The 21,321-nt window shown below is 40.7% G+C and carries 8 protein-coding genes, 3 tRNA genes and 6 rRNA genes; 14 read left to right on the top strand and 3 right to left on the bottom strand.

Translation table 11 applies throughout. The features are described from left to right. The first annotated feature begins 112 nt into the window (after positions 1–112). The 9 genes from AAEU33_RS01865 (at position 113) to rrf (AAEU33_RS01825) (ending at position 11,964) form a co-directional block, all read left to right on the top strand. A 16S ribosomal RNA gene (locus AAEU33_RS01865) occupies positions 113–1,627 on the top strand. Between the two features lie 214 nt (positions 1,628–1,841). Then, positions 1,842–1,915: transfer RNA gene (locus tag AAEU33_RS01860), tRNA-Ile, on the top strand. 85 nt (positions 1,916–2,000) lie between these two features. Further along, positions 2,001–2,077 (top strand) — tRNA-Ala (locus AAEU33_RS01855). Between the two features lie 154 nt (positions 2,078–2,231). After that, a 23S ribosomal RNA gene (locus tag AAEU33_RS01850) occupies positions 2,232–4,982 on the top strand. Positions 4,983–5,198: 216 nt separating this feature from the next. After that, positions 5,199–5,307, top strand: a 5S ribosomal RNA gene (rrf, locus tag AAEU33_RS01845). A 1,463-nt stretch (positions 5,308–6,770) separates the two neighbouring features. After that, positions 6,771–8,286: ribosomal RNA gene (locus AAEU33_RS01840) — 16S ribosomal RNA — on the top strand. A gap of 214 nt (positions 8,287–8,500) precedes the next feature. Next, positions 8,501–8,574 (top strand) — tRNA-Ile (locus AAEU33_RS01835). Positions 8,575–8,888: 314 nt separating this feature from the next. Beyond that, positions 8,889–11,639, top strand: a 23S ribosomal RNA gene (locus AAEU33_RS01830). A gap of 216 nt (positions 11,640–11,855) precedes the next feature. Next, a 5S ribosomal RNA gene (gene rrf / locus AAEU33_RS01825) occupies positions 11,856–11,964 on the top strand. Together the 16S, 23S and 5S rRNA genes with 3 tRNA genes alongside form the textbook arrangement of a ribosomal RNA operon. Positions 11,965–12,231: 267 nt before the next feature. Here rrf (AAEU33_RS01825) and AAEU33_RS01820 read toward each other — a convergent pair. Then, positions 12,232–13,860, bottom strand: coding sequence for a carboxyl transferase domain-containing protein (locus AAEU33_RS01820; RefSeq protein WP_345990717.1), 1,629 nt, complete (start codon positions 13,858–13,860; stop codon positions 12,232–12,234). A 461-nt stretch (positions 13,861–14,321) separates the two neighbouring features. On the opposite strand from AAEU33_RS01820, the gene AAEU33_RS01815 reads away from it, so the two are divergent. The 3 genes from AAEU33_RS01815 to AAEU33_RS01805 are packed head-to-tail and all read left to right on the top strand — an operon-like array spanning position 14,322 to position 17,062. After that, positions 14,322–15,200, top strand: a complete 879-nt coding sequence (locus tag AAEU33_RS01815) for an EamA family transporter (protein ID WP_345990716.1) — start codon at positions 14,322–14,324, stop codon at positions 15,198–15,200. Positions 15,201–15,213: 13 nt separating this feature from the next. Continuing rightward, positions 15,214–16,296, top strand: coding sequence for a PorV/PorQ family protein (locus AAEU33_RS01810; protein ID WP_172283528.1), 1,083 nt, complete (start codon positions 15,214–15,216; stop codon positions 16,294–16,296). 10 nt (positions 16,297–16,306) lie between these two features. Further along, positions 16,307–17,062 (top strand): hypothetical protein, encoded by a 756-nt coding sequence (locus AAEU33_RS01805; protein WP_345990714.1) that lies wholly within the window; start codon positions 16,307–16,309, stop codon positions 17,060–17,062. A gap of 110 nt (positions 17,063–17,172) precedes the next feature. Here the strand turns inward: AAEU33_RS01805 and AAEU33_RS01800 are convergent, their stop codons facing one another. Then, positions 17,173–17,742, bottom strand: coding sequence for a fasciclin domain-containing protein (locus AAEU33_RS01800; RefSeq protein WP_172283532.1), 570 nt, complete (start codon positions 17,740–17,742; stop codon positions 17,173–17,175). Positions 17,743–18,057: 315 nt separating this feature from the next. Between AAEU33_RS01800 and AAEU33_RS01795 the strand changes: the two genes are divergently transcribed. Then, positions 18,058–18,567, top strand: coding sequence for a sigma-70 family RNA polymerase sigma factor (locus tag AAEU33_RS01795; protein WP_345990712.1), 510 nt, complete (start codon positions 18,058–18,060; stop codon positions 18,565–18,567). Between the two features lies 1 nt (position 18,568). Further along, entirely contained in the window at positions 18,569–19,387 is an 819-nt protein-coding gene (locus tag AAEU33_RS01790; protein ID WP_345990710.1) for an anti-sigma factor, read from the top strand. Positions 19,388–19,458: 71 nt separating this feature from the next. On the opposite strand, the gene uvrC is transcribed toward AAEU33_RS01790, so the two are convergent. Then, a complete protein-coding gene (uvrC, locus tag AAEU33_RS01785; RefSeq protein WP_273650663.1) occupies positions 19,459–21,249 on the bottom strand; it encodes an excinuclease ABC subunit UvrC in 1,791 nt (596 codons plus the stop codon). Between the last annotated feature and the right edge of the window lie 72 nt (positions 21,250–21,321).

Raw genomic sequence — 21,321 nt, 5'->3', positions numbered from 1 at the left:
ACAGAGAAAAAGCTTTAGAGTACGCGGAAGAAAAGAGATCATTGAAATACAATATAACAACCAAGTAAGGAAAAACTAAAGCGTCAAAACTTTGAGTGAGTCAGACAAACATACAATGGAGAGTTTGATCCTGGCTCAGGATGAACGCTAGCGGGAGGCCTAACACATGCAAGCCGAGCGGTATAGATCTTTCGGGGTCTAGAGAGCGGCGCACGGGTGCGGAACACGTGTGCAACCTACCTTTATCAGGGGGATAGCCTTTCGAAAGGAAGATTAATACCCCATAATATATTAGATGGCATCATTTGATATTGAAAACTCCGGTGGATAGAGATGGGCACGCGCAAGATTAGATAGTTGGTGAGGTAACGGCTCACCAAGTCAATGATCTTTAGGGGGCCTGAGAGGGTGATCCCCCACACTGGTACTGAGACACGGACCAGACTCCTACGGGAGGCAGCAGTGAGGAATATTGGACAATGGGTGAGAGCCTGATCCAGCCATCCCGCGTGAAGGATGACGGCCCTATGGGTTGTAAACTTCTTTTGTATAGGGATAAACCTACCCTCGTGAGGGTAGCTGAAGGTACTATACGAATAAGCACCGGCTAACTCCGTGCCAGCAGCCGCGGTAATACGGAGGGTGCAAGCGTTATCCGGATTTATTGGGTTTAAAGGGTCCGTAGGCGGACTCGTAAGTCAGTGGTGAAATCTCATAGCTTAACTATGAAACTGCCATTGATACTGCGGGTCTTGAGTAAGGTAGAGGTAGCTGGAATAAGTAGTGTAGCGGTGAAATGCATAGATATTACTTAGAACACCAATTGCGAAGGCAGGTTACCATGTCTTAACTGACGCTGATGGACGAAAGCGTGGGGAGCGAACAGGATTAGATACCCTGGTAGTCCACGCCGTAAACGATGCTAACTCGTTTTTGGGTTTTCGGATTCAGAGACTAAGCGAAAGTGATAAGTTAGCCACCTGGGAGTACGAACGCAAGTTTGAAACTCAAAGGAATTGACGGGGCCCGCACAAGCGGTGGATTATGTGGTTTAATTCGATGATACGCGAGGAACCTTACCAAGGCTTAAATGGGAAATGACAGGCTTAGAAATAGGCTTTTCTTCGGACATTTTTCAAGGTGCTGCATGGTTGTCGTCAGCTCGTGCCGTGAGGTGTTAGGTTAAGTCCTGCAACGAGCGCAACCCCTGTCACTAGTTGCCATCATTCAGTTGGGGACTCTAGTGAGACTGCCTACGCAAGTAGAGAGGAAGGTGGGGATGACGTCAAATCATCACGGCCCTTACGCCTTGGGCCACACACGTAATACAATGGCCAGTACAGAGGGCTGCTACCAGGCGACTGGATGCTAATCTCGAAAGCTGGTCTCAGTTCGGATTGGAGTCTGCAACTCGACTCTATGAAGCTGGAATCGCTAGTAATCGCGCATCAGCCATGGCGCGGTGAATACGTTCCCGGGCCTTGTACACACCGCCCGTCAAGCCATGGAAGTCTGGGGTACCTGAAGTCGGTGACCGTAACAGGAGCTGCCTAGGGTAAAACAGGTAACTAGGGCTAAGTCGTAACAAGGTAGCCGTACCGGAAGGTGCGGCTGGAACATCTCATTTTAGAGCGTTGAAGAACGTTAAACAAAATAACGGTACTTAAATGTATCATGTACTTACTTAAAGAGAAGCTTTAGTTTTTTATTTGGTTGATATATAAAAAAAATACAACACCCACTAGAAATTAGTAAAGGGAAGAGATTTAGAAAAGAAGTTAGAAATTAGAAGTTAGAGATTAGTCTAACATCTGATATCTAAAATCTAACATCTAAAACAAAGTCTCGTAGCTCAGCTGGTTAGAGCGCTACACTGATAATGTAGAGGTCGGCAGTTCGAGCCTGCCCGAGACTACTAATTATAAGACGGGAAGACATCAGATATAAGACATGAGACATTAAGTCTGAGATCTAGGATCTGATATCTGAAGTCTACTAGAGGGGAATTAGCTCAGCTGGCTAGAGCGCCTGCCTTGCACGCAGGAGGTCAAGGGTTCGACTCCCTTATTCTCCACCATCATAGATGGTTTAATTTTAAAAAAGCAGATAGAGCCAAAAACAATATTTGCGAATTAGATCAGAAGTAGAAATACGATCATTGACATTAACGGTAAAGACATCACAAAGAGAAAACCGAGCACTTATAAGTGCTTGAGTAACCTAAAAATAGGAAAGAAATCGTTAAGGGCGTATGGCGGATGCCTAGGCTTTCAGAGGCGACGAAGGACGTGGTAAGCTGCGAAAAGCTGCGGGGATTGGCACACACGAATTGATCCGCAGATGTCCGAATGGGGCAACCCAATACATTGAAGATGTATTACCTCGTAAGAGGAGCAAACCCGGAGAACTGAAACATCTAAGTACCCGGAGGAAAAGAAATCGAAGAGATTCCGTAAGTAGTGGCGAGCGAAAGCGGATTAGCCCAAAAGTCTTTATATATTTAGAAGAACGTACTGGAAAGTGCGGCCATAGACGGTGATAGCCCGGTATTCGAAAGGTATATATAGATGATAAATGAGTAGGGCGGGACACGTGAAATCCTGTCTGAATATGGGGGGACCATCCTCCAAGGCTAAATACTCCTGAAAGACCGATAGTGAACAAGTACTGTGAAGGAAAGGTGAAAAGCACTTCGAATAGAAGGGTGAAATAGAACCTGAAACCGTACGCCTACAAGCGGTCGGAGCCCACAAGTTGGGTGACGGCGTGCCTTTTGCATAATGAGCCTACGAGTTAATTTTACTAGCGAGGTTAAGGACTTCAGGTCCGGAGCCGGAGCGAAAGCGAGTCTGAATAGGGCGTATAGTTAGTAGGATTAGACGCGAAACCTTGTGATCTACCCATGGGCAGGTTGAAGCTCTGGTAACACAGAGTGGAGGACCGAACCGGTTGACGTTGAAAAGTCTTCGGATGACCTGTGGGTAGGGGTGAAAGGCCAATCAAACTGGGAGATAGCTCGTACTCCCCGAAATGCATTTAGGTGCAGCGTTGATTATAAGTTTATTAGAGGTAGAGCTACTGATTGGATGCGGGGTTTCACCGCCTACCAATTCCTGACAAACTCCGAATGCTAATAAATGTTGATCAGCAGTGAGGGCATGGGTGCTAAGGTCCATGTCCGAGAGGGAAAGAACCCAGACCAACAGCTAAGGTCCCCAAATATATGTTAAGTTGAAGCAACGCGGTTGGACTGCATTGACAGCTAGGATGTTGGCTTGGAAGCAGCCATTCATTTAAAGAGTGCGTAACAGCTCACTAGTCGAGCGGTCCGGCGTGGATAATAATCGGGCATAAACATATTACCGAAGCTATGGATTTGTACAATGTACATCTGGTAGGGGAGCATTCTGTTTGCGCCGAAGCAGTATCGTGAGGTATTGTGGAGCGGACAGAAAAGAAAATGTAGGCATAAGTAACGATAAAGGGGCGAGAAACCCCTCACCGAAAGACTAAGGTTTCCTCAGCCATGCTAATCAGCTGAGGGTTAGTCGGGACCTAACGCGAACCCGAAAGGGGTAGTGGATGGACAATGGGTTAATATTCCCATACTTGCTCACACTAAAAAGGGGACGGAGTGCCGTACCTGCTGGAGACTGACGGAATAGTCAAGGCCTAGCCTTCGGGCGAAGCTGCTGCAGGGAAAGTGCTTCCAAGAAAAGCCGAAGTGAAGCAACCCGTACCAAAACCGACACAGGTAGTCGAGGAGAGAATCCTAAGGTGCTCGAGTGAGTCGTGGCTAAGGAACTAGGCAAAATAGTCTCGTAACTTCGGAAGAAGAGACGCCATCAGCAATGGTGGCCGCAGTGAAGAGGCCCAGGCGACTGTTTATCAAAAACACAGGACTCTGCTAAATCGAAAGATGCTGTATAGGGTCTGACACCTGCCCGGTGCTGGAAGGTTAAGGAAGGGCGTTAGCGTAAGCGAAGCGTTTGACTGAAGCCCCAGTAAACGGCGGCCGTAACTATAACGGTCCTAAGGTAGCGAAATTCCTTGTCGGGTAAGTTCCGACCTGCACGAATGGTGTAACGATCTGGGCACTGTCTCAGCCACGAGCTCGGTGAAATTGTAGTATCGGTGAAGATGCCGATTACCCGCAATGGGACGAAAAGACCCTGTGAACCTTTACTATAACTTCGTATTGACTTTGAGTAAGTAATGTGTAGGATAGGTGGGAGACTATGAAGCAGGCACGCTAGTGTTTGTGGAGTCAACGTTGAAATACCACCCTTTACTTACTTGGAGCCTAACTTCCTTTAGGAAGGACATTGCGTGGTGGGTAGTTTGACTGGGGTGGTCGCCTCCAAAAGAGTAACGGAGGCTTTCAAAGGTACCCTCAGCACGCTTGGTAACCGTGCGTAGAGTGTAATGGCATAAGGGTGCTTGACTGTGAGACCTACAAGTCGATCAGGTGCGAAAGCAGGACATAGTGATCCGGTGGTTCCGTATGGAAGGGCCATCGCTCATAGGATAAAAGGTACTCCGGGGATAACAGGCTAGTCTCCCCAAGAGCTCACATCGACGGGGAGGTTCGGCACCTCGATGTCGGCTCGTCACATCCTGGGGCTGGAGAAGGTCCCAAGGGTTGGGCTGTTCGCCCATTAAAGTGGCACGCGAGCTGGGTTCAGAACGTCGTGAGACAGTTCGGTCTCTATCTATTGCGGGCGTTAGATGTTTGAGAGGGCTTGATTCTAGTACGAGAGGACCGAATTGAACAAACCTCTGGTGTATCAGTTGTACCGCCAGGTGCACCGCTGAGTAGCTATGTTTGGAAGAGATAAGCACTGAAAGCATATAAGTGCGAAACTCGCCTCAAGATGAGACATCTTTTAAGGGTCGTGGGAGATGACCACGTTGATAGGCTACAGGTGTAAAGTTGGTAACAGCATAGCCGAGTAGTACTAATTACCCGTAGATTTATAGCCTATTATTATGAATGATAAGTAATAAGCGATGAATGATTATCAATCATCATTTATCAACCATCAATCATAGCTCAGGCCTTATAAGTGCAATACTGGTTTTGCCTTTGTGATGAAATTTACCGATAAAACAGATGTCAGATACAAGACATCAGATAAGAGACTTTATAATAGGTCTGAAATCTGAAATCTATCCTCTGATATCTTATATACCTTCTTTAGGGTGGTTTTAGCGGTGGGGCTCACCTGTTCCCATTCCGAACACAGAAGTTAAGCCCACCAGCGCCGATGGTACTGCGACAAGCGGGAGAGTAGGTCGCCGCCAGTTTTATTAAAAGTCTCATACATGAATTTGTATGAGACTTTTTTGTTTTATACCTATACCTATACCTATACCTATACATATCTATACCTACCATACCCTACCATAGCAATAAAAGATAAATGATCAGTGATGAATGATAAATGATAAAAGATCATCCATCAATTATCAATCATCAACTATCAATCATCATTTATCATTCATAGTTAGTAGGTCTTTGTATTTTACTCCGCCGCCGCCAACAACAACTACTACTACTACTACTACTACTACTACTACTACTACTTTAGGCTCTTTATTCTTTTACAAGTTTTCATCAATAGAGGTGGCTTTAGCCCCTCCAATAATAACCTCCAAAATCATAGTGGGTTTAGCCAACTTAAAAACGTTCCATTTTTAATTTTCAACTTTTAGGTTTTAATCATCAATTATTAATAATCTCTTATCAATTATAATTATTCCACATTGTTATTGCGTACCAGCTTAATGAATATATGCCTGGAAGAATGACCTTATCTGGAATAAAGATATCCCAATAGTATATTGCAATTGATAAAAAAGCTTTCCTTTAGGAACAGGATCTAAATCCTAGGAAATTTGAACTCCCAGATTTTATCCTGCCATCTCGAGCAATACAGATATAATATGATCTATACTTTAATATCGGCATAATGATAAAGAATAAAGAATAAAGAATTAATTGATACTTATTGATCTTATAAAATGCTACATCATATTTTTTGTTGTGTTTAAAGCGAATTTATTGCAGTCTTTTTTTAGTCAGATATTTTTTTCTTTACTTTTCAGCACTTCATTTTCCATTTTTCTCCTTACTTTTCCCTTTCTACTTCCTCTTTTTCCTGTCTCAACCCTCCATTTTTCCATAGGAAACCCTTCATTTTATAGCTTTTATTTTTTTCCTTTTCCTTGTTATAGCAGTTTTCTCCTATGTTTTTGCTTTTATCACTCTAAACCCAGAAAAAAGGACCAAAATTTTTAAGCTTGCTTATCAGCGAGTTAAGATCAAATATGAACTAAATATGAATTTAAGTATAAAATGATTTGGATTATGTGATGAATAAGGTGTACTTTTGCCCCACTGAAAACGAGAGATAATAGGTAGCGCAGAAGAGAGTAATTATAAACGAAGATTTAAAAAAATAAATAATAATTTATTTTGAAAATTGAGAAAAGTTTGTATCTTTGCAGTCCCAATTAAGGGAGCGCGGAGTAAGATTGAGATAAGTGTTAGAGAGGGATTAAGGTTACAGAAAAAACTTTAAAATTTTCTTCAAAAACATTTGGTCAGTTCAAAAACATTAATTACTTTTGCACTCGCAAATCTAAAGCAAAAACGACAGAAAAAAGCTTTAGAGAAAAGCGGAAGAAGAGAGATCATTGAAATACAATATAACAACCAAGTAAGGAAAAACTAAAGCGTCAAAACTTTGAGTGAGTCAGACAAACATACAATGGAGAGTTTGATCCTGGCTCAGGATGAACGCTAGCGGGAGGCCTAACACGTACAAGCCGAGCGGTATAGATCTTTCGGGATCTAGAGAGCGGCGCACGGGTGCGGAACACGTGTGCAACCTACCTTTATCAGGGGGATAGCCTTTCGAAAGGAAGATTAATACCCCATAATATATTAGATGGCATCATTTGATATTGAAAACTCCGGTGGATAGAGATGGGCACGCGCAAGATTAGATAGTTGGTGAGGTAACGGCTCACCAAGTCAATGATCTTTAGGGGGCCTGAGAGGGTGATCCCCACACTGGTACTGAGACACGGACCAGACTCCTACGGGAGGCAGCAGTGAGGAATATTGGACAATGGGTGAGAGCCTGATCCAGCCATCCCGCGTGAAGGATGACGGCCCTATGGGTTGTAAACTTCTTTTGTATAGGGATAAACCTACCCTCGTGAGGGTAGCTGAAGGTACTATACGAATAAGCACCGGCTAACTCCGTGCCAGCAGCCGCGGTAATACGGAGGGTGCAAGCGTTATCCGGATTTATTGGGTTTAAAGGGTCCGTAGGCGGACTCGTAAGTCAGTGGTGAAATCTCATAGCTTAACTATGAAACTGCCATTGATACTGCGGGTCTTGAGTAAGGTAGAGGTAGCTGGAATAAGTAGTGTAGCGGTGAAATGCATAGATATTACTTAGAACACCAATTGCGAAGGCAGGTTACCATGTCTTAACTGACGCTGATGGACGAAAGCGTGGGGAGCGAACAGGATTAGATACCCTGGTAGTCCACGCCGTAAACGATGCTAACTCGTTTTTGGGTTTTCGGATTCAGAGACTAAGCGAAAGTGATAAGTTAGCCACCTGGGGAGTACGAACGCAAGTTTGAAACTCAAAGGAATTGACGGGGGCCCGCACAAGCGGTGGATTATGTGGTTTAATTCGATGATACGCGAGGAACCTTACCAAGGCTTAAATGGGAAATGACAGGCTTAGAAATAGGCTTTTCTTCGGACATTTTTCAAGGTGCTGCGTGGTTGTCGTCAGCTCGTGCCGTGAGGTGTTAGGTTAAGTCCTGCAACGAGCGCAACCCCTGTCACTAGTTGCCATCATTCAGTTGGGGACTCTAGTGAGACTGCCTACGCAAGTAGAGAGGAAGGTGGGGATGACGTCAAATCATCACGGCCCTTACGCCTTGGGCCACACACGTAATACAATGGCCAGTACAGAGGGCTGCTACCAGGCGACTGGATGCTAATCTCGAAAGCTGGTCTCAGTTCGGATTGGAGTCTGCAACTCGACTCTATGAAGCTGGAATCGCTAGTAATCGCGCATCAGCCATGGCGCGGTGAATACGTTCCCGGGCCTTGTACACACCGCCCGTCAAGCCATGGAAGTCTGGGGTACCTGAAGTCGGTGACCGTAACAGGAGCTGCCTAGGGTAAAACAGGTAACTAGGGCTAAGTCGTAACAAGGTAGCCGTACCGGAAGGTGCGGCTGGAACATCTCATTTTAGAGCGTTGAAGAACGTTAAACAAAATAACGGTACTTAAATGTATCATGTACTTACTTAAAGAGAAGCTTTAGTTTTTTATTTGGTTGATATATAAAAAAAATACAACACCCACTAGAAATTAGTAAAGGGAAGAGATTTAGAAAAGAAGTTAGAAATTAGAAGTTAGAGATTAGTCTAACATCTGATATCTAAAATCTAACATCTAAAACAAAGTCTCGTAGCTCAGCTGGTTAGAGCGCTACACTGATAATGTAGAGGTCGGCAGTTCGAGCCTGCCCGAGACTACTAATTATAAGACGGGAAGACATCAGATATAAGACATGAGACATTAAGTCTGAGATCTAGGATCTGATATCTGAAGTCTACTAGAGGGAATTAGCTCAGCTGGCTAGAGCGCCTGCCTTGCACGCAGGAGGTCAAGGGTTCGACTCCTTATTCTCCACCATCATAGATGGTTTAATTTTAAAAAAGCAGATAGAGCCAAAAACAATATTTGCGAATTAGATCAGAAGTAGAAATACGATCATTGACATTAACGGTAAAGACATCACAAAGAGAAAACCGAGCACTTATAAGTGCTTGAGTAACCTAAAAATAGGAAAGAAATCGTTAAGGGCGTATGGCGGATGCCTAGGCTTTCAGAGGCGACGAAGGACGTGGTAAGCTGCGAAAAGCTGCGGGGATTGGCACACACGAATTGATCCGCAGATGTCCGAATGGGGCAACCCAATACATTGAAGATGTATTACCTCGTAAGAGGAGCAAACCCGGAGAACTGAAACATCTAAGTACCCGGAGGAAAAGAAATCGAAGAGATTCCGTAAGTAGTGGCGAGCGAAAGCGGATTAGCCCAAAAGTCTTTATATATTTAGAAGAACGTACTGGAAAGTGCGGCCATAGACGGTGATAGCCCGGTATTCGAAAGGTATATATAGATGATAAATGAGTAGGGCGGGACACGTGAAATCCTGTCTGAATATGGGGGGACCATCCTCCAAGGCTAAATACTCCTGAAAGACCGATAGTGAACAAGTACTGTGAAGGAAAGGTGAAAAGCACTTCGAATAGAAGGGTGAAATAGAACCTGAAACCGTACGCCTACAAGCGGTCGGAGCCCACAAGTTGGGTGACGGCGTGCCTTTTGCATAATGAGCCTACGAGTTAATTTTACTAGCGAGGTTAAGGACTTCAGGTCCGGAGCCGGAGCGAAAGCGAGTCTGAATAGGGCGTATAGTTAGTAGGATTAGACGCGAAACCTTGTGATCTACCCATGGGCAGGTTGAAGCTCTGGTAACACAGAGTGGAGGACCGAACCGGTTGACGTTGAAAAGTCTTCGGATGACCTGTGGGTAGGGGTGAAAGGCCAATCAAACTGGGAGATAGCTCGTACTCCCGAAATGCATTTAGGTGCAGCGTTGATTATAAGTTTATTAGAGGTAGAGCTACTGATTGGATGCGGGGGTTTCACCGCCTACCAATTCCTGACAAACTCCGAATGCTAATAAATGTTGATCAGCAGTGAGGGCGTGGGTGCTAAGGTCCATGTCCGAGAGGGAAAGAACCCAGACCAACAGCTAAGGTCCCCAAATATATGTTAAGTTGAAGCAACGCGGTTGGACTGCATTGACAGCTAGGATGTTGGCTTGGAAGCAGCCATTCATTTAAAGAGTGCGTAACAGCTCACTAGTCGAGCGGTCCGGCATGGATAATAATCGGGCATAAACATATTACCGAAGCTATGGATTTGTACAATGTACATCTGGTAGGGGAGCATTCTGTTTGCGCCGAAGCAGTATCGTGAGGTATTGTGGAGCGGACAGAAAAGAAAATGTAGGCATAAGTAACGATAAAGGGGGCGAGAAACCCCTCACCGAAAGACTAAGGTTTCCTCAGCCATGCTAATCAGCTGAGGGTTAGTCGGGACCTAACGCGAACCCGAAAGGGGTAGTGGATGGACAATGGGTTAATATTCCCATACTTGCTCACACTAAAAGGGGACGGAGTGCCGTACCTGCTGGAGACTGACGGAATAGTCAAGGCCTAGCCTTCGGGCGAAGCTGCTGCAGGGAAAGTGCTTCCAAGAAAAGCCGAAGTGAAGCAACCCGTACCAAAACCGACACAGGTAGTCGAGGAGAGAATCCTAAGGTGCTCGAGTGAGTCGTGGCTAAGGAACTAGGCAAAATAGTCTCGTAACTTCGGAAGAAGAGACGCCATCAGCAATGGTGGCCGCAGTGAAGAGGCCCAGGCGACTGTTTATCAAAAACACAGGACTCTGCTAAATCGAAAGATGCTGTATAGGGTCTGACACCTGCCCGGTGCTGGAAGGTTAAGGAAGGGCGTTAGCGTAAGCGAAGCGTTTGACTGAAGCCCCAGTAAACGGCGGCCGTAACTATAACGGTCCTAAGGTAGCGAAATTCCTTGTCGGGTAAGTTCCGACCTGCACGAATGGTGTAACGATCTGGGCACTGTCTCAGCCACGAGCTCGGTGAAATTGTAGTATCGGTGAAGATGCCGATTACCCGCAATGGGACGAAAAGACCCTGTGAACCTTTACTATAACTTCGTATTGACTTTGAGTAAGTAATGTGTAGGATAGGTGGGAGACTATGAAGCAGGCACGCTAGTGTTTGTGGAGTCAACGTTGAAATACCACCCTTTACTTACTTGGAGCCTAACTTCCTTTAGGAAGGACATTGCGTGGTGGGTAGTTTGACTGGGGTGGTCGCCTCCAAAAGAGTAACGGAGGCTTTCAAAGGTACCCTCAGCACGCTTGGTAACCGTGCGTAGAGTGTAATGGCATAAGGGTGCTTGACTGTGAGACCTACAAGTCGATCAGGTGCGAAAGCAGGACATAGTGATCCGGTGGTTCCGTATGGAAGGGCCATCGCTCATAGGATAAAAGGTACTCCGGGGATAACAGGCTAGTCTCCCCAAGAGCTCACATCGACGGGGAGGTTCGGCACCTCGATGTCGGCTCGTCACATCCTGGGGCTGGAGAAGGTCCCAAGGGTTGGGCTGTTCGCCCATTAAAGTGGCACGCGAGCTGGGTTCAGAACGTCGTGAGACAGTTCGGTCTCTATCTATTGCGGGCGTTAGATGTTTGAGAGGGCTTGATTCTAGTACGAGAGGACCGAATTGAACAAACCTCTGGTGTATCAGTTGTACCGCCAGGTGCACCGCTGAGTAGCTATGTTTGGAAGAGATAAGCACTGAAAGCATATAAGTGCGAAACTCGCCTCAAGATGAGACATCTTTTAAGGGTCGTGGGAGATGACCACGTTGATAGGCTACAGGTGTAAAGTTGGTAACAGCATAGCCGAGTAGTACTAATTACCCGTAGATTTATAGCCTATTATTATGAATGATAAGTAATAAGCGATGAATGATTATCAATCATCATTTATCAACCATCAATCATAGCTCAGGCCTTATAAGTGCAATACTGGTTTTGCCTTTGTGATGAAATTTACCGATAAAACAGATGTCAGATACAAGACATCAGATAAGAGACTTTATAATAGGTCTGAAATCTGAAATCTATCCTCTGATATCTTATATACCTTCTTTAGGGTGGTTTTAGCGGTGGGGCTCACCTGTTCCCATTCCGAACACAGAAGTTAAGCCCACCAGCGCCGATGGTACTGCGACAAGCGGGAGAGTAGGTCGCCGCCAGTTTTTATTAAAAGTCTCATACATGAATTGTATGAGACTTTTTTGTTTTATAACTATACCTATACCTATACATATCTATACCTACCATACCCTACCATAGGAATAAAAGATAAATGATCAGTGATGAATGATAAATGATAAAAGATCATCCATCAATTATCAATCATTATTTATCAATTATCAGTTATGAACGATAGCTAGTTAATAAATACAAAAAAGCCCTACTTTTTCAAATAGGGCAATAAATATATATTGAAAATTGTATCATCATTAAACTTGTATTACTCCCAAATTAAATTTCTCCGTTATAGGGGAATGATTAGCCGCTTCAATACCCATAGAGATCCATTTTCTGGTATCTGTAGGATTAATGATGGCATCAGTCCATAATCTGGCCGCAGCATAGGTAGATTCGGTTTGTTTTTGATATCTTTTGGATATGCTATCTAAAATTTCATTATGCTCTTCTTCACTGATTTCTTTTCCTTGTTTTTTTAATGTTGATTCCTGGATTTGAGCTAAAACTTTTGCAGCCTGAGCTCCCCCCATTACGGCAAGATCAGCCCATGGCCATGCAACAATGAGTCGCGGATCATATGCTTTTCCACACATTGCATAATTTCCTGCTCCATATGAGTTTCCGGTAATCACAGTAAATTTAGGAACTACAGAGTTGGCTACTGCGTTTACCATTTTTGCCCCGTCTTTAATGATCCCTCCATGTTCTGATTTGGAACCTACCATAAATCCTGTAACATCCTGTAAAAAGATCAAAGGAATTTTTCTCTGATTACAATTAGCGATAAATCTCGTTGCCTTATCTGCAGAGTCGGAATAAATAACTCCTCCAAACTGCATTTCTCCTTTACCACTCTTTACTAACTTTCTCTGATTGGCCACAATTCCTACGGACCAGCCATCTATTCTTGCCGTAGCACAAATAATAGTTTTTCCGTAATCCGGCTTATATTCCTCGAATTCAGAATTATCTACCATACATTTAATAATATCTAATGTATCATATTGTTCAGCTCTTGAAGCTGGCATTATCCCAAAAATGTTTTCAGGATTCTCTTTCGGTGGAAAACTTTCAATTCTGTCAAAACCTGCTTTTTCAGTACTGCCAATGGATTTCATGATATTTTTAATCCTGTCTAAAGCATCTTTATCATCTTTTGCTTTATAATCTGTAACTCCTGAAATAGAACAGTGCGTAGTGGCTCCGCCCAGAGTTTCATTATCGATACTTTCACCAATGGCAGCCTTTACAAGGTAGCTTCCTGCGAGGAAGATAGAGCCTGTTTTATCAACGATCATTGCCTCATCACTCATAATGGGTAGATAAGCACCACCGGCCACACAGCTACCCATAACAGCAGAAATCTGTATAATTCCCATAGAACTCATTTTGGCATTGTTTCTGAAAATTCTTCCAAAATGTTCTTTATCAGGAAATATCTCATCTTGCATAGGCAAATAAACACCTGCTGAATCTACAAGGTAAATAATGGGAAGTTTATTCTCCATAGCAATTTCCTGCGCTCTGAGATTTTTCTTTCCGGTAATTGGAAACCAGGCACCTGCTTTTACAGAAGCGTCATTCGCTACAACAAGGCATTGTCTACCCGAAACATAACCAATGACAACCACTACACCTCCTCCGGGGCAGCCTCCATGTTCCTCATACATCTCATAACCTGCAAATGCTCCCACTTCTATGGAATCTGAATCTTTATCGAGAAGATAATCAATTCTTTCTCTTGCAGTCATTTTTCCTTCTTCACGCAACTTTTGAAGTTTTTTCTCTCCACCTCCTTTTTTTATTTCGGCAAGTAAACGATTTATTTCGGATAATTTTAATCTGTTTTGATCTTCTCGTTTGTTGAATTCGATATCCATAAAATTATAATTTTTTACGCCTAAAGATACTATTTTTAAAGAGAATATAAATTTTATTAAAACACGTGTTTAATAGTTTGGTTTACAGAAAATTGTGAAATATTTAACAAGAAATTATTTTTAATTAATTGATATTTTTTCTAACTTTACGTAAGAGTATTGAGGAGTATTATTGCTCTTTAATTACTCTGTTCCTAGTTTATTTTTTTAATAGTTTATTATTTGAAAGCCCCGAAAGTTGTCCAAATTTTCGGGGTTTTTTGTATCTGTATTTTGCGGTTAGATATATTAAGATTTTTTTGATCTCCTCATCATTAAATATAGCTCTTCATGAAAGTTTAGTAAATGAAAATGGGAGTTTATTATAATAATATCTGTTTTTCTTAGTCAAATCTATTTTTTATGAAAGGAATTGGAAATGCTATTTGTAAATTTGCATTTTAAAAATTTAAAAGTAGGTTATGCATAAATTAGCACTTTTCAGATTGCATTTAATAATTTTTTTATGGGGATTCACTGCAATCTTGGGGAAACTGATTCAAGCCAATGCTCAGATTCTGGTTTTCTACAGAATGCTATTTGCCGCGATATTCCTATATGCTTACGTAAGAATTTATAAAAAGGAGAGTATAAAAGTCTCAAAGAAAATATTTTTCCAATTGGCGGCGATTGGTACTGCAATGGCGGCTCATTGGTTTTGTTTTTTTTATTCCATTAAAGTTTCGAATGTTTCTATTGCATTAAGCTGTTTATCATTATCTACTCTTTTTGCGTCAATATTAGAACCTGTCATTTTTAAAAGAAAAATAGATATTTCGGAAGTTATCATGGGAATTGTTATCGTGGCTTGCATCCTGCTGATTTTTAAAACAGAGTTTCAATATAAGGAAGGGATACTTTTTGGTGTCTTGTGTGCTATTTTTGGGACGATATTTTCCGTTTTCAATGGTAAGATGTTTGGAAAAACAAGTTCAGGGAATATTATTTTTTATGAAATATTCTGTGGATGGTCAGTTTTATTGATATTTTATTTATTTTCAGGGCAAATTTTTCAAATGAATGAAATAAACTACAGGGATTTGGCGTTAATATGCTTGTTAGCAAGTGTTTTTACCGCTTTTCCAATGTTGGAATCAGTGAATTTGATGAAGTATATTTCTCCTTTTACACTTATTTTAACAGTTAATTTAGAGCCAGTTTACGGAATTATACTAGCTTTTTTTATCTTTGGCGAATCGGAGCATATGAGCCCTATATTTTATATAGCATCATTGGTGATGATATTAGCAATTATAGCTAATGGGCTGATAAAAGCCAGAAAACAAAAAAAAACTAATTAAGCATCAAATTTATATGATGAAAAAATATCTACTATTCCTATTTTCTTTAGCATTTGGATTTTTTCAATCTCAGATCATTAGAAAATATTCCAATGAATTCTTAAATATAGGGGCAGGAGCAAGAGGTCTGGCGATGGGTGGAGCGGTTATTTCCAATCAGGATGACGTTTATTCTCCCATGTGGAATCCAGCAGGTCTGATGTCTATCGAAAGAGACTGGCAAGGAGCTGCCATGCACGCCGAATACTTTGAATCTATAGCAAAATATGATTATCTGGCCTATGCTAAAGTGATGGAAGAGGGAGTTTTCGGAGTCTCAGTAGTGAGATTAGGGGTAGATAATATTCTGAATACGACTCAAATGATCGATTCTGAGGGAAATATTGACTATGACAAAATCACCAAGTTTTCGCAGTCAGATTATGCTGCTATTCTGTCCTATGCATTTCATCCTGGCGGTAACACAAAATTGGATGTGGGTGTTAATGCCAAGATTGTTTATAGGAATGTAGGGAAATTTGCGAGCGGATATGGATTTGGTTTTGATGTAGGGGCAATTTATAAAGCTGATAATGGATGGAAATTTGGGGGAATGCTTCGTGACGCTACTACCACCGTTAACTTTTGGAGCATCAATCAGAAGGAGTTATCAACAGTTGTGAACGGAGAAGAGTTTAACCCTGCTCCAAAAGATAAAATGGAGCTTACTATGCCTAAACTTAATGTAGGAGCAAGTAAAATGTTTGAAATCAACAGCAGCGTTTATGTTTTACCTGAAGCCGGAATCAATGTGGATTTCGCTAAAACAGCAGCTTTAATTTCCACAGATTTTGCCAGTATAACACCATATGCAGGAGCGGAATTGGGATATCAGAAAATGATTTTTGTACGCTTGGGAGTGAATCGTTTTCAGTCTATCACGGATATTGAAGATCTGAAAAGAAAGGTTTCTTTTCAGCCGAGTGCAGGTTTGGGAATCAGATACCGCGGACTTACTCTTGACTATGCTATTACTAATTCAGGAATTGGAGGATCGAATTTTTATTCCAACTTTTTTTCTCTTAAATTAGATATGGGAACATTTAGAAATGATTAAAAAATAAAATATGAAAAAGGGATTATTTGCTATATTGACAGTTTGTTCGATACTTGCTTTCGGACAAAAAGTATCTGATTATAAGTATATTTCTATACCTGAAAAATTCAGCACTTTTAAAGAAAGTTTCGATTTGGATATTGCTTTGGCGAAAGCTTTAAAAGGTAAAAAATATGTTGTTCTTCAGGGAAGCCGGGAGCAATGGCCTGCTGAAGCAAAAGAAAATCCTTGTAATATTGTAAATGCCGATGTCATTGATGATAGCGGGTTCTTAAGAAATAAAGTGATCGTTCAGTTTAAAGACTGTCATGATAAGGTATTACTGACCGGTAAAGGAGCATCAAATATTAAAGATTATAAAGAGGGATTTCAGGATGCATTAAAACAAACTTTTGTTTCTATTCCTGTTTCTTATCCAACGATAATAGCTGCTCCGGCTGAAACGAAGACCAATGAGCAGGTGCAGGTTGCTTCAATTCAGGATAACACTAATACAGCTTCATCAACAGGAAGTTCTGTAAACAAATATAGTAACGGAGCAGTAACCCTACAGAAAATTCAGATTGATAACAGTCAGTTTATACTTGTGAAATCGGATAGCTCTGTTCCTTATGCGACTTTTAAGGAAACAACAAAAAAAGAGGTGTTCAGAGTGAAGCTTGCAAATGGAGATAATACTATCGGTTATTATGAAAATGGAAACATTGTAATAGAAACTCCTACCGGAAATGGTAGTTATTCTAAAGATGTTTATGCAGGTAAATAAGAAAATGTAAAAACTTCAGAGGTTTTTAGGAAACTACATAAAATAAGTAACCCCTTACCAAAGTAAAAATAGGTAAGGGGTTATTTATTAAACCATAAAAAAACTAAGAATTAAGGCATCAGAACCGTATCTATTACATGGATAACGCCATTAGACTGATTAACATCTGCTATGGTAATTTTTGCACTGTTCCCTTTAGCATCTTTTACATAAAGGTCTTTGCCTTTTGTCCAGAAAGTAACATCTTCTCCTTCCACCGTTTTCATCATACTTTTTCCATTTCCTGCTTTTACAGCGGCCCAGATTTCCTTAGCATTAAACTTTCCGGCAAGTACATGATATGTCAGAATTTTAGTAAGCATTTCTTTATTCTCAGGCTTAACCAGGTTTTCAACTGTTCCTTTTGGAAGTTTAGCAAATGCCGCATCTGTAGGCGCCAGTACAGTAAATGGACCAGCTCCTTGTAGGGTTTCCACTAATCCGGCAGCTTTTACTGCTGCTACCAGTGTTTTGTGATCCTTGGAATTAACAGCGTTTTCAATGATATTTTTGGATGGATACATAGCGGCTCCACCTACCATTACTGTTTTTTCTTTCATCGTTTGTGCAGTTACCGTTCCGCTAAATGCGAATGATAATACAACCATTCCGAATACTGCGATTTTTGATCTTGTGTTCATTTCTTTGATTTTTTTAATTAAATAGTATTTGATTTCTTGTTATGATCATTTACGACATTCATCTTGTTTTAGATTTAAAGATTTTTATTTTTTTAGTCGGAAATAAAAATCCAAACAAACAGAACTAATGAAAAAATATGGATCTGTAGGAATTGATTTTAATATACCTTTCATATTCTTGTAATTTGTTAATTTCATATACGATGTAAAAGAACTTTTAGATTTTTGTTATTATATGTTTTATTTTATTACATTTGAATCGAAAAAATATTCGCTATTAAAACAAACTATTCGGAGGAAGAACTTATCGTTTTATTGAAGGATAAAAACGAAGCTGGTTTTCATTACTTGTATGACCATTATTCCGGTGCACTATATGGTGTAGTACTTCGAATCGTACAATCAAAAGAATATACTGAAGAAATTATTCAGGATGTCTTTGTCAAAATCTGGAATTCTATCCAACAGTATGACACCAGTAAAGGAAGATTCTATACGTGGATGATCAATATTGCAAGAAATACAGCGATCGATTATCTAAAATCTAAAAGTTTTCAAAACGAATTAAAAAACCAACCAATTCCGGATTTCGTATATAACAGTGCTGAACTTTCTACCACAAACAATACCTCTGATTTTATTGGCTTTAATAATGTGCTTGAAAGTTTGGAAACTGATAAACAGGAACTTATTGATCTGGCTTATTATCAGGGATACACACAGAATGAAATATCTGATAAATTGAAAATACCCCTGGGTACGGTAAAAACGAAGATGCGGAATGCATTAATAAAATTAAAGGATTTGTTAAAAGATTATCAATAAATTGAACACTAAGGAATACATAGCATCCGGAATTATAGAATCTTATATTCTAGGACTTGCTTCTCCCGAGGAGGCAGGTATTTTGGAGTGTGTGATGAAAAATAATGCTGAAGTAAAAGCTGCTTTTGATGAAGCACAAAAAGTATTAGAGGATCTGGCAACTGCTCAGGCTGTTGCCCCACCTAATGAGTTAAAATCTAAGGTTTGGGAAAAGATTCAAAAAGAGCAAACTTTTGAAAAAATCATACCTGCAACGCAACCAACGCAGTCTGTCAGAGATTTAACAAATGGATCGAAAGAGATTGCAAATACAAAAAATAATATCTGGAAAACTTATGCAATCGCAGCTTCGCTCTTATTTTTAGTAAGCCTTACCGGAAATTTGTTTTGGATGAATAATGAGTCTGAAAACAAAAAAGAGATCGCAAAATTGGAAACTGAAAAACAATCTAAAGATGCGGCTCTGCAAAAGATGAATGAAAAATGGACGATGATATCCAGCCCTGATATGCAAATGGTTATGCTTAAAGGAGTGGAAAAATATGCAGATTCCAAGGCAATGGTATTTTGGGACAAAAAGACCAAAGAGGTCTATCTGAACGCAGAGGCTTTGCCTAAAGCTCCGGAAGGAATGCAATATCAATTATGGGCCATTGCAGACGGTAAACCCATAAGTGCAGGAATGTATACGGAAGAAAAAGATAGTAAAATTGCTCTTTCTAACATACCGAAAGCGCAGGCATTTGCTATCACCCTTGAAAAAGCGGGTGGAAGTGATGTGCCAACTATGGAAAATATGTACGTAATGGGAGGTGTATAAATACCTTCTGATCAAAAATAAAAGCGCTCTTTTGTAATGTAACAAAAGAGCGCTTTTATTTTTAAATTTTGTTAGTCGTTAAAATACTCCCAAATAACCTTGGCTTTACTTTTACCCAATATTTCCTCTAATGTTTCCAGGTTGGATTCTTTGATCCTTTTTACTGATTTTAATCTGGATAATAATAGTTCAATTGTTTTTTCTCCTACACCGGGAATTTCTTCCAGTTCAGATTTTATGGTAGAGTTTTTCCTTCTGGTCCTATGATGCTTTACACCAAAACGGTGAGCTTCATCACGAACCCTTTGGAGGATTTTAAGAGTTTCGGATTTTTTATCCAGATATAATGGGATAGGATCTTCGGGAAAGAAGATTTCTTCCAGTCTTTTAGCGATTCCAATAATAGTAATCTTTCCGTAAAGACCTAAAAGCTTTAAACTTTTTACGGCTGATGATAGCTGGCCTTTTCCACCGTCGATCAGAATAAGTTGGGGAAGGCTCTCTCCTTCGTCTACCATTCTTTTGTAACGACGATAGATCACTTCTTCCATAGTGGCAAAATCATTTGGACCCTCTACGGTCTTCGGATGGAAAATCCGGTAATCTGCCTTACTGGGTTTACCATCTTTAAAAACAACACACGCTGAAACAGGATTGGTACCTTGGATATTCGAATTATCAAAACCCTCTATATGTCTTGGCTCTACAGGCATTCGCAGTAGCTTTTGCATCTCAGCCATTATACGGTTGGAATGTCTTTCAGGATCTACAATCTGAACCTGTTTTAGTTTTTCCAAACGGTATTCTTTAGCATTTTTCTCGGAAAGTTCAACGATCCTTTTTTTATCACCAACTTTAGGAACAATAAGTTTTACATTAGGGATTTCAACGGATAAATGAAAGGGAAGCAAAACTTCTTTAGAGTCGGAACCAAACTTCTGACGAATTTCAATAAGAGCTTCTTCCAGAATATCCTCATCTGTTTCTTCAAGGATCTTTTTGATTTCTGTTGTAAAACTCTGGATTATATTTCCATTTCTGATCTTAAAGAAATTGACATAGGCAGCCGTTTCGTCGCTGGTCATTCCGAAAACATCCACATCGTCAATATTGGGATTGACAACGGTGTTTTTTGCCTGATAATCTTCCAAAATATCCAGCCTTTCCTTGATGATCTGTGCATCTTCAAACTGCAGATTAGCAGCATGCTTCATCATCTGGTTAATAAGGTAATCTTTAGCTTTTCGGAAATCTCCTTTTATAATACCGCGGATGGAGTCAATCTTTTCATCATATTCTTCTTTGCTTTCCAACCCTTCACAAGGGCCTTCACAGTTCTTGATGTGATATTCGAGGCAGACCTTATATTTGCCATCTTCAATTTTACTGGGAGCAAGATTCAGATTACAAGTCCTGAGCTTATAAATATGTTTTATGGTATCCAGTAGTATTTTTGCAGGACGAACTTTGGCGTAAGGGCCGTAATATTCCGAACCATCCTTAATGATGTTCCTCGTGAGGAAAATTCTGGGAAATGCTTCATTTTTAATGCAAATCCAAGGATATGTTTTATCATCCTTGAGCATTACATTGTAAAAAGGTTTATGCTCCTTGATCAGGTTGTTTTCTAATAGAAGCGCATCATACTCGCTATTCACAATAGTGGTCTCCAATCGCTGGATTTTTCCGACCATTATTTTTATCCTGTATCCCGATAAATTTTTATTGAAATAGGAAAGAACCCTTTTCTTTAGGTTTTTAGCCTTGCCTACATACAATAACTGTTCATTTTTATCGTAATAACGATAAACGCCAGGCTCAGAAGGTAAAGTTTTGAGTTGTAATTCTAAAGAAGGATTCATATAACAAAATTACGGAATCCATCCGGGATTTAAAAGAACAAAAAAGCTGTAGAATTTTCTACAGCTTTTGAA

This window comes from Chryseobacterium sp. Chry.R1 (assembly GCF_039645525.1).
GTDB classification, from domain to species: domain Bacteria; phylum Bacteroidota; class Bacteroidia; order Flavobacteriales; family Weeksellaceae; genus Chryseobacterium; species Chryseobacterium proteolyticum.
The sequence above is the reverse complement of the archived record's forward strand: the minus strand, read 5'-3'. Positions and strand labels throughout refer to the sequence as shown.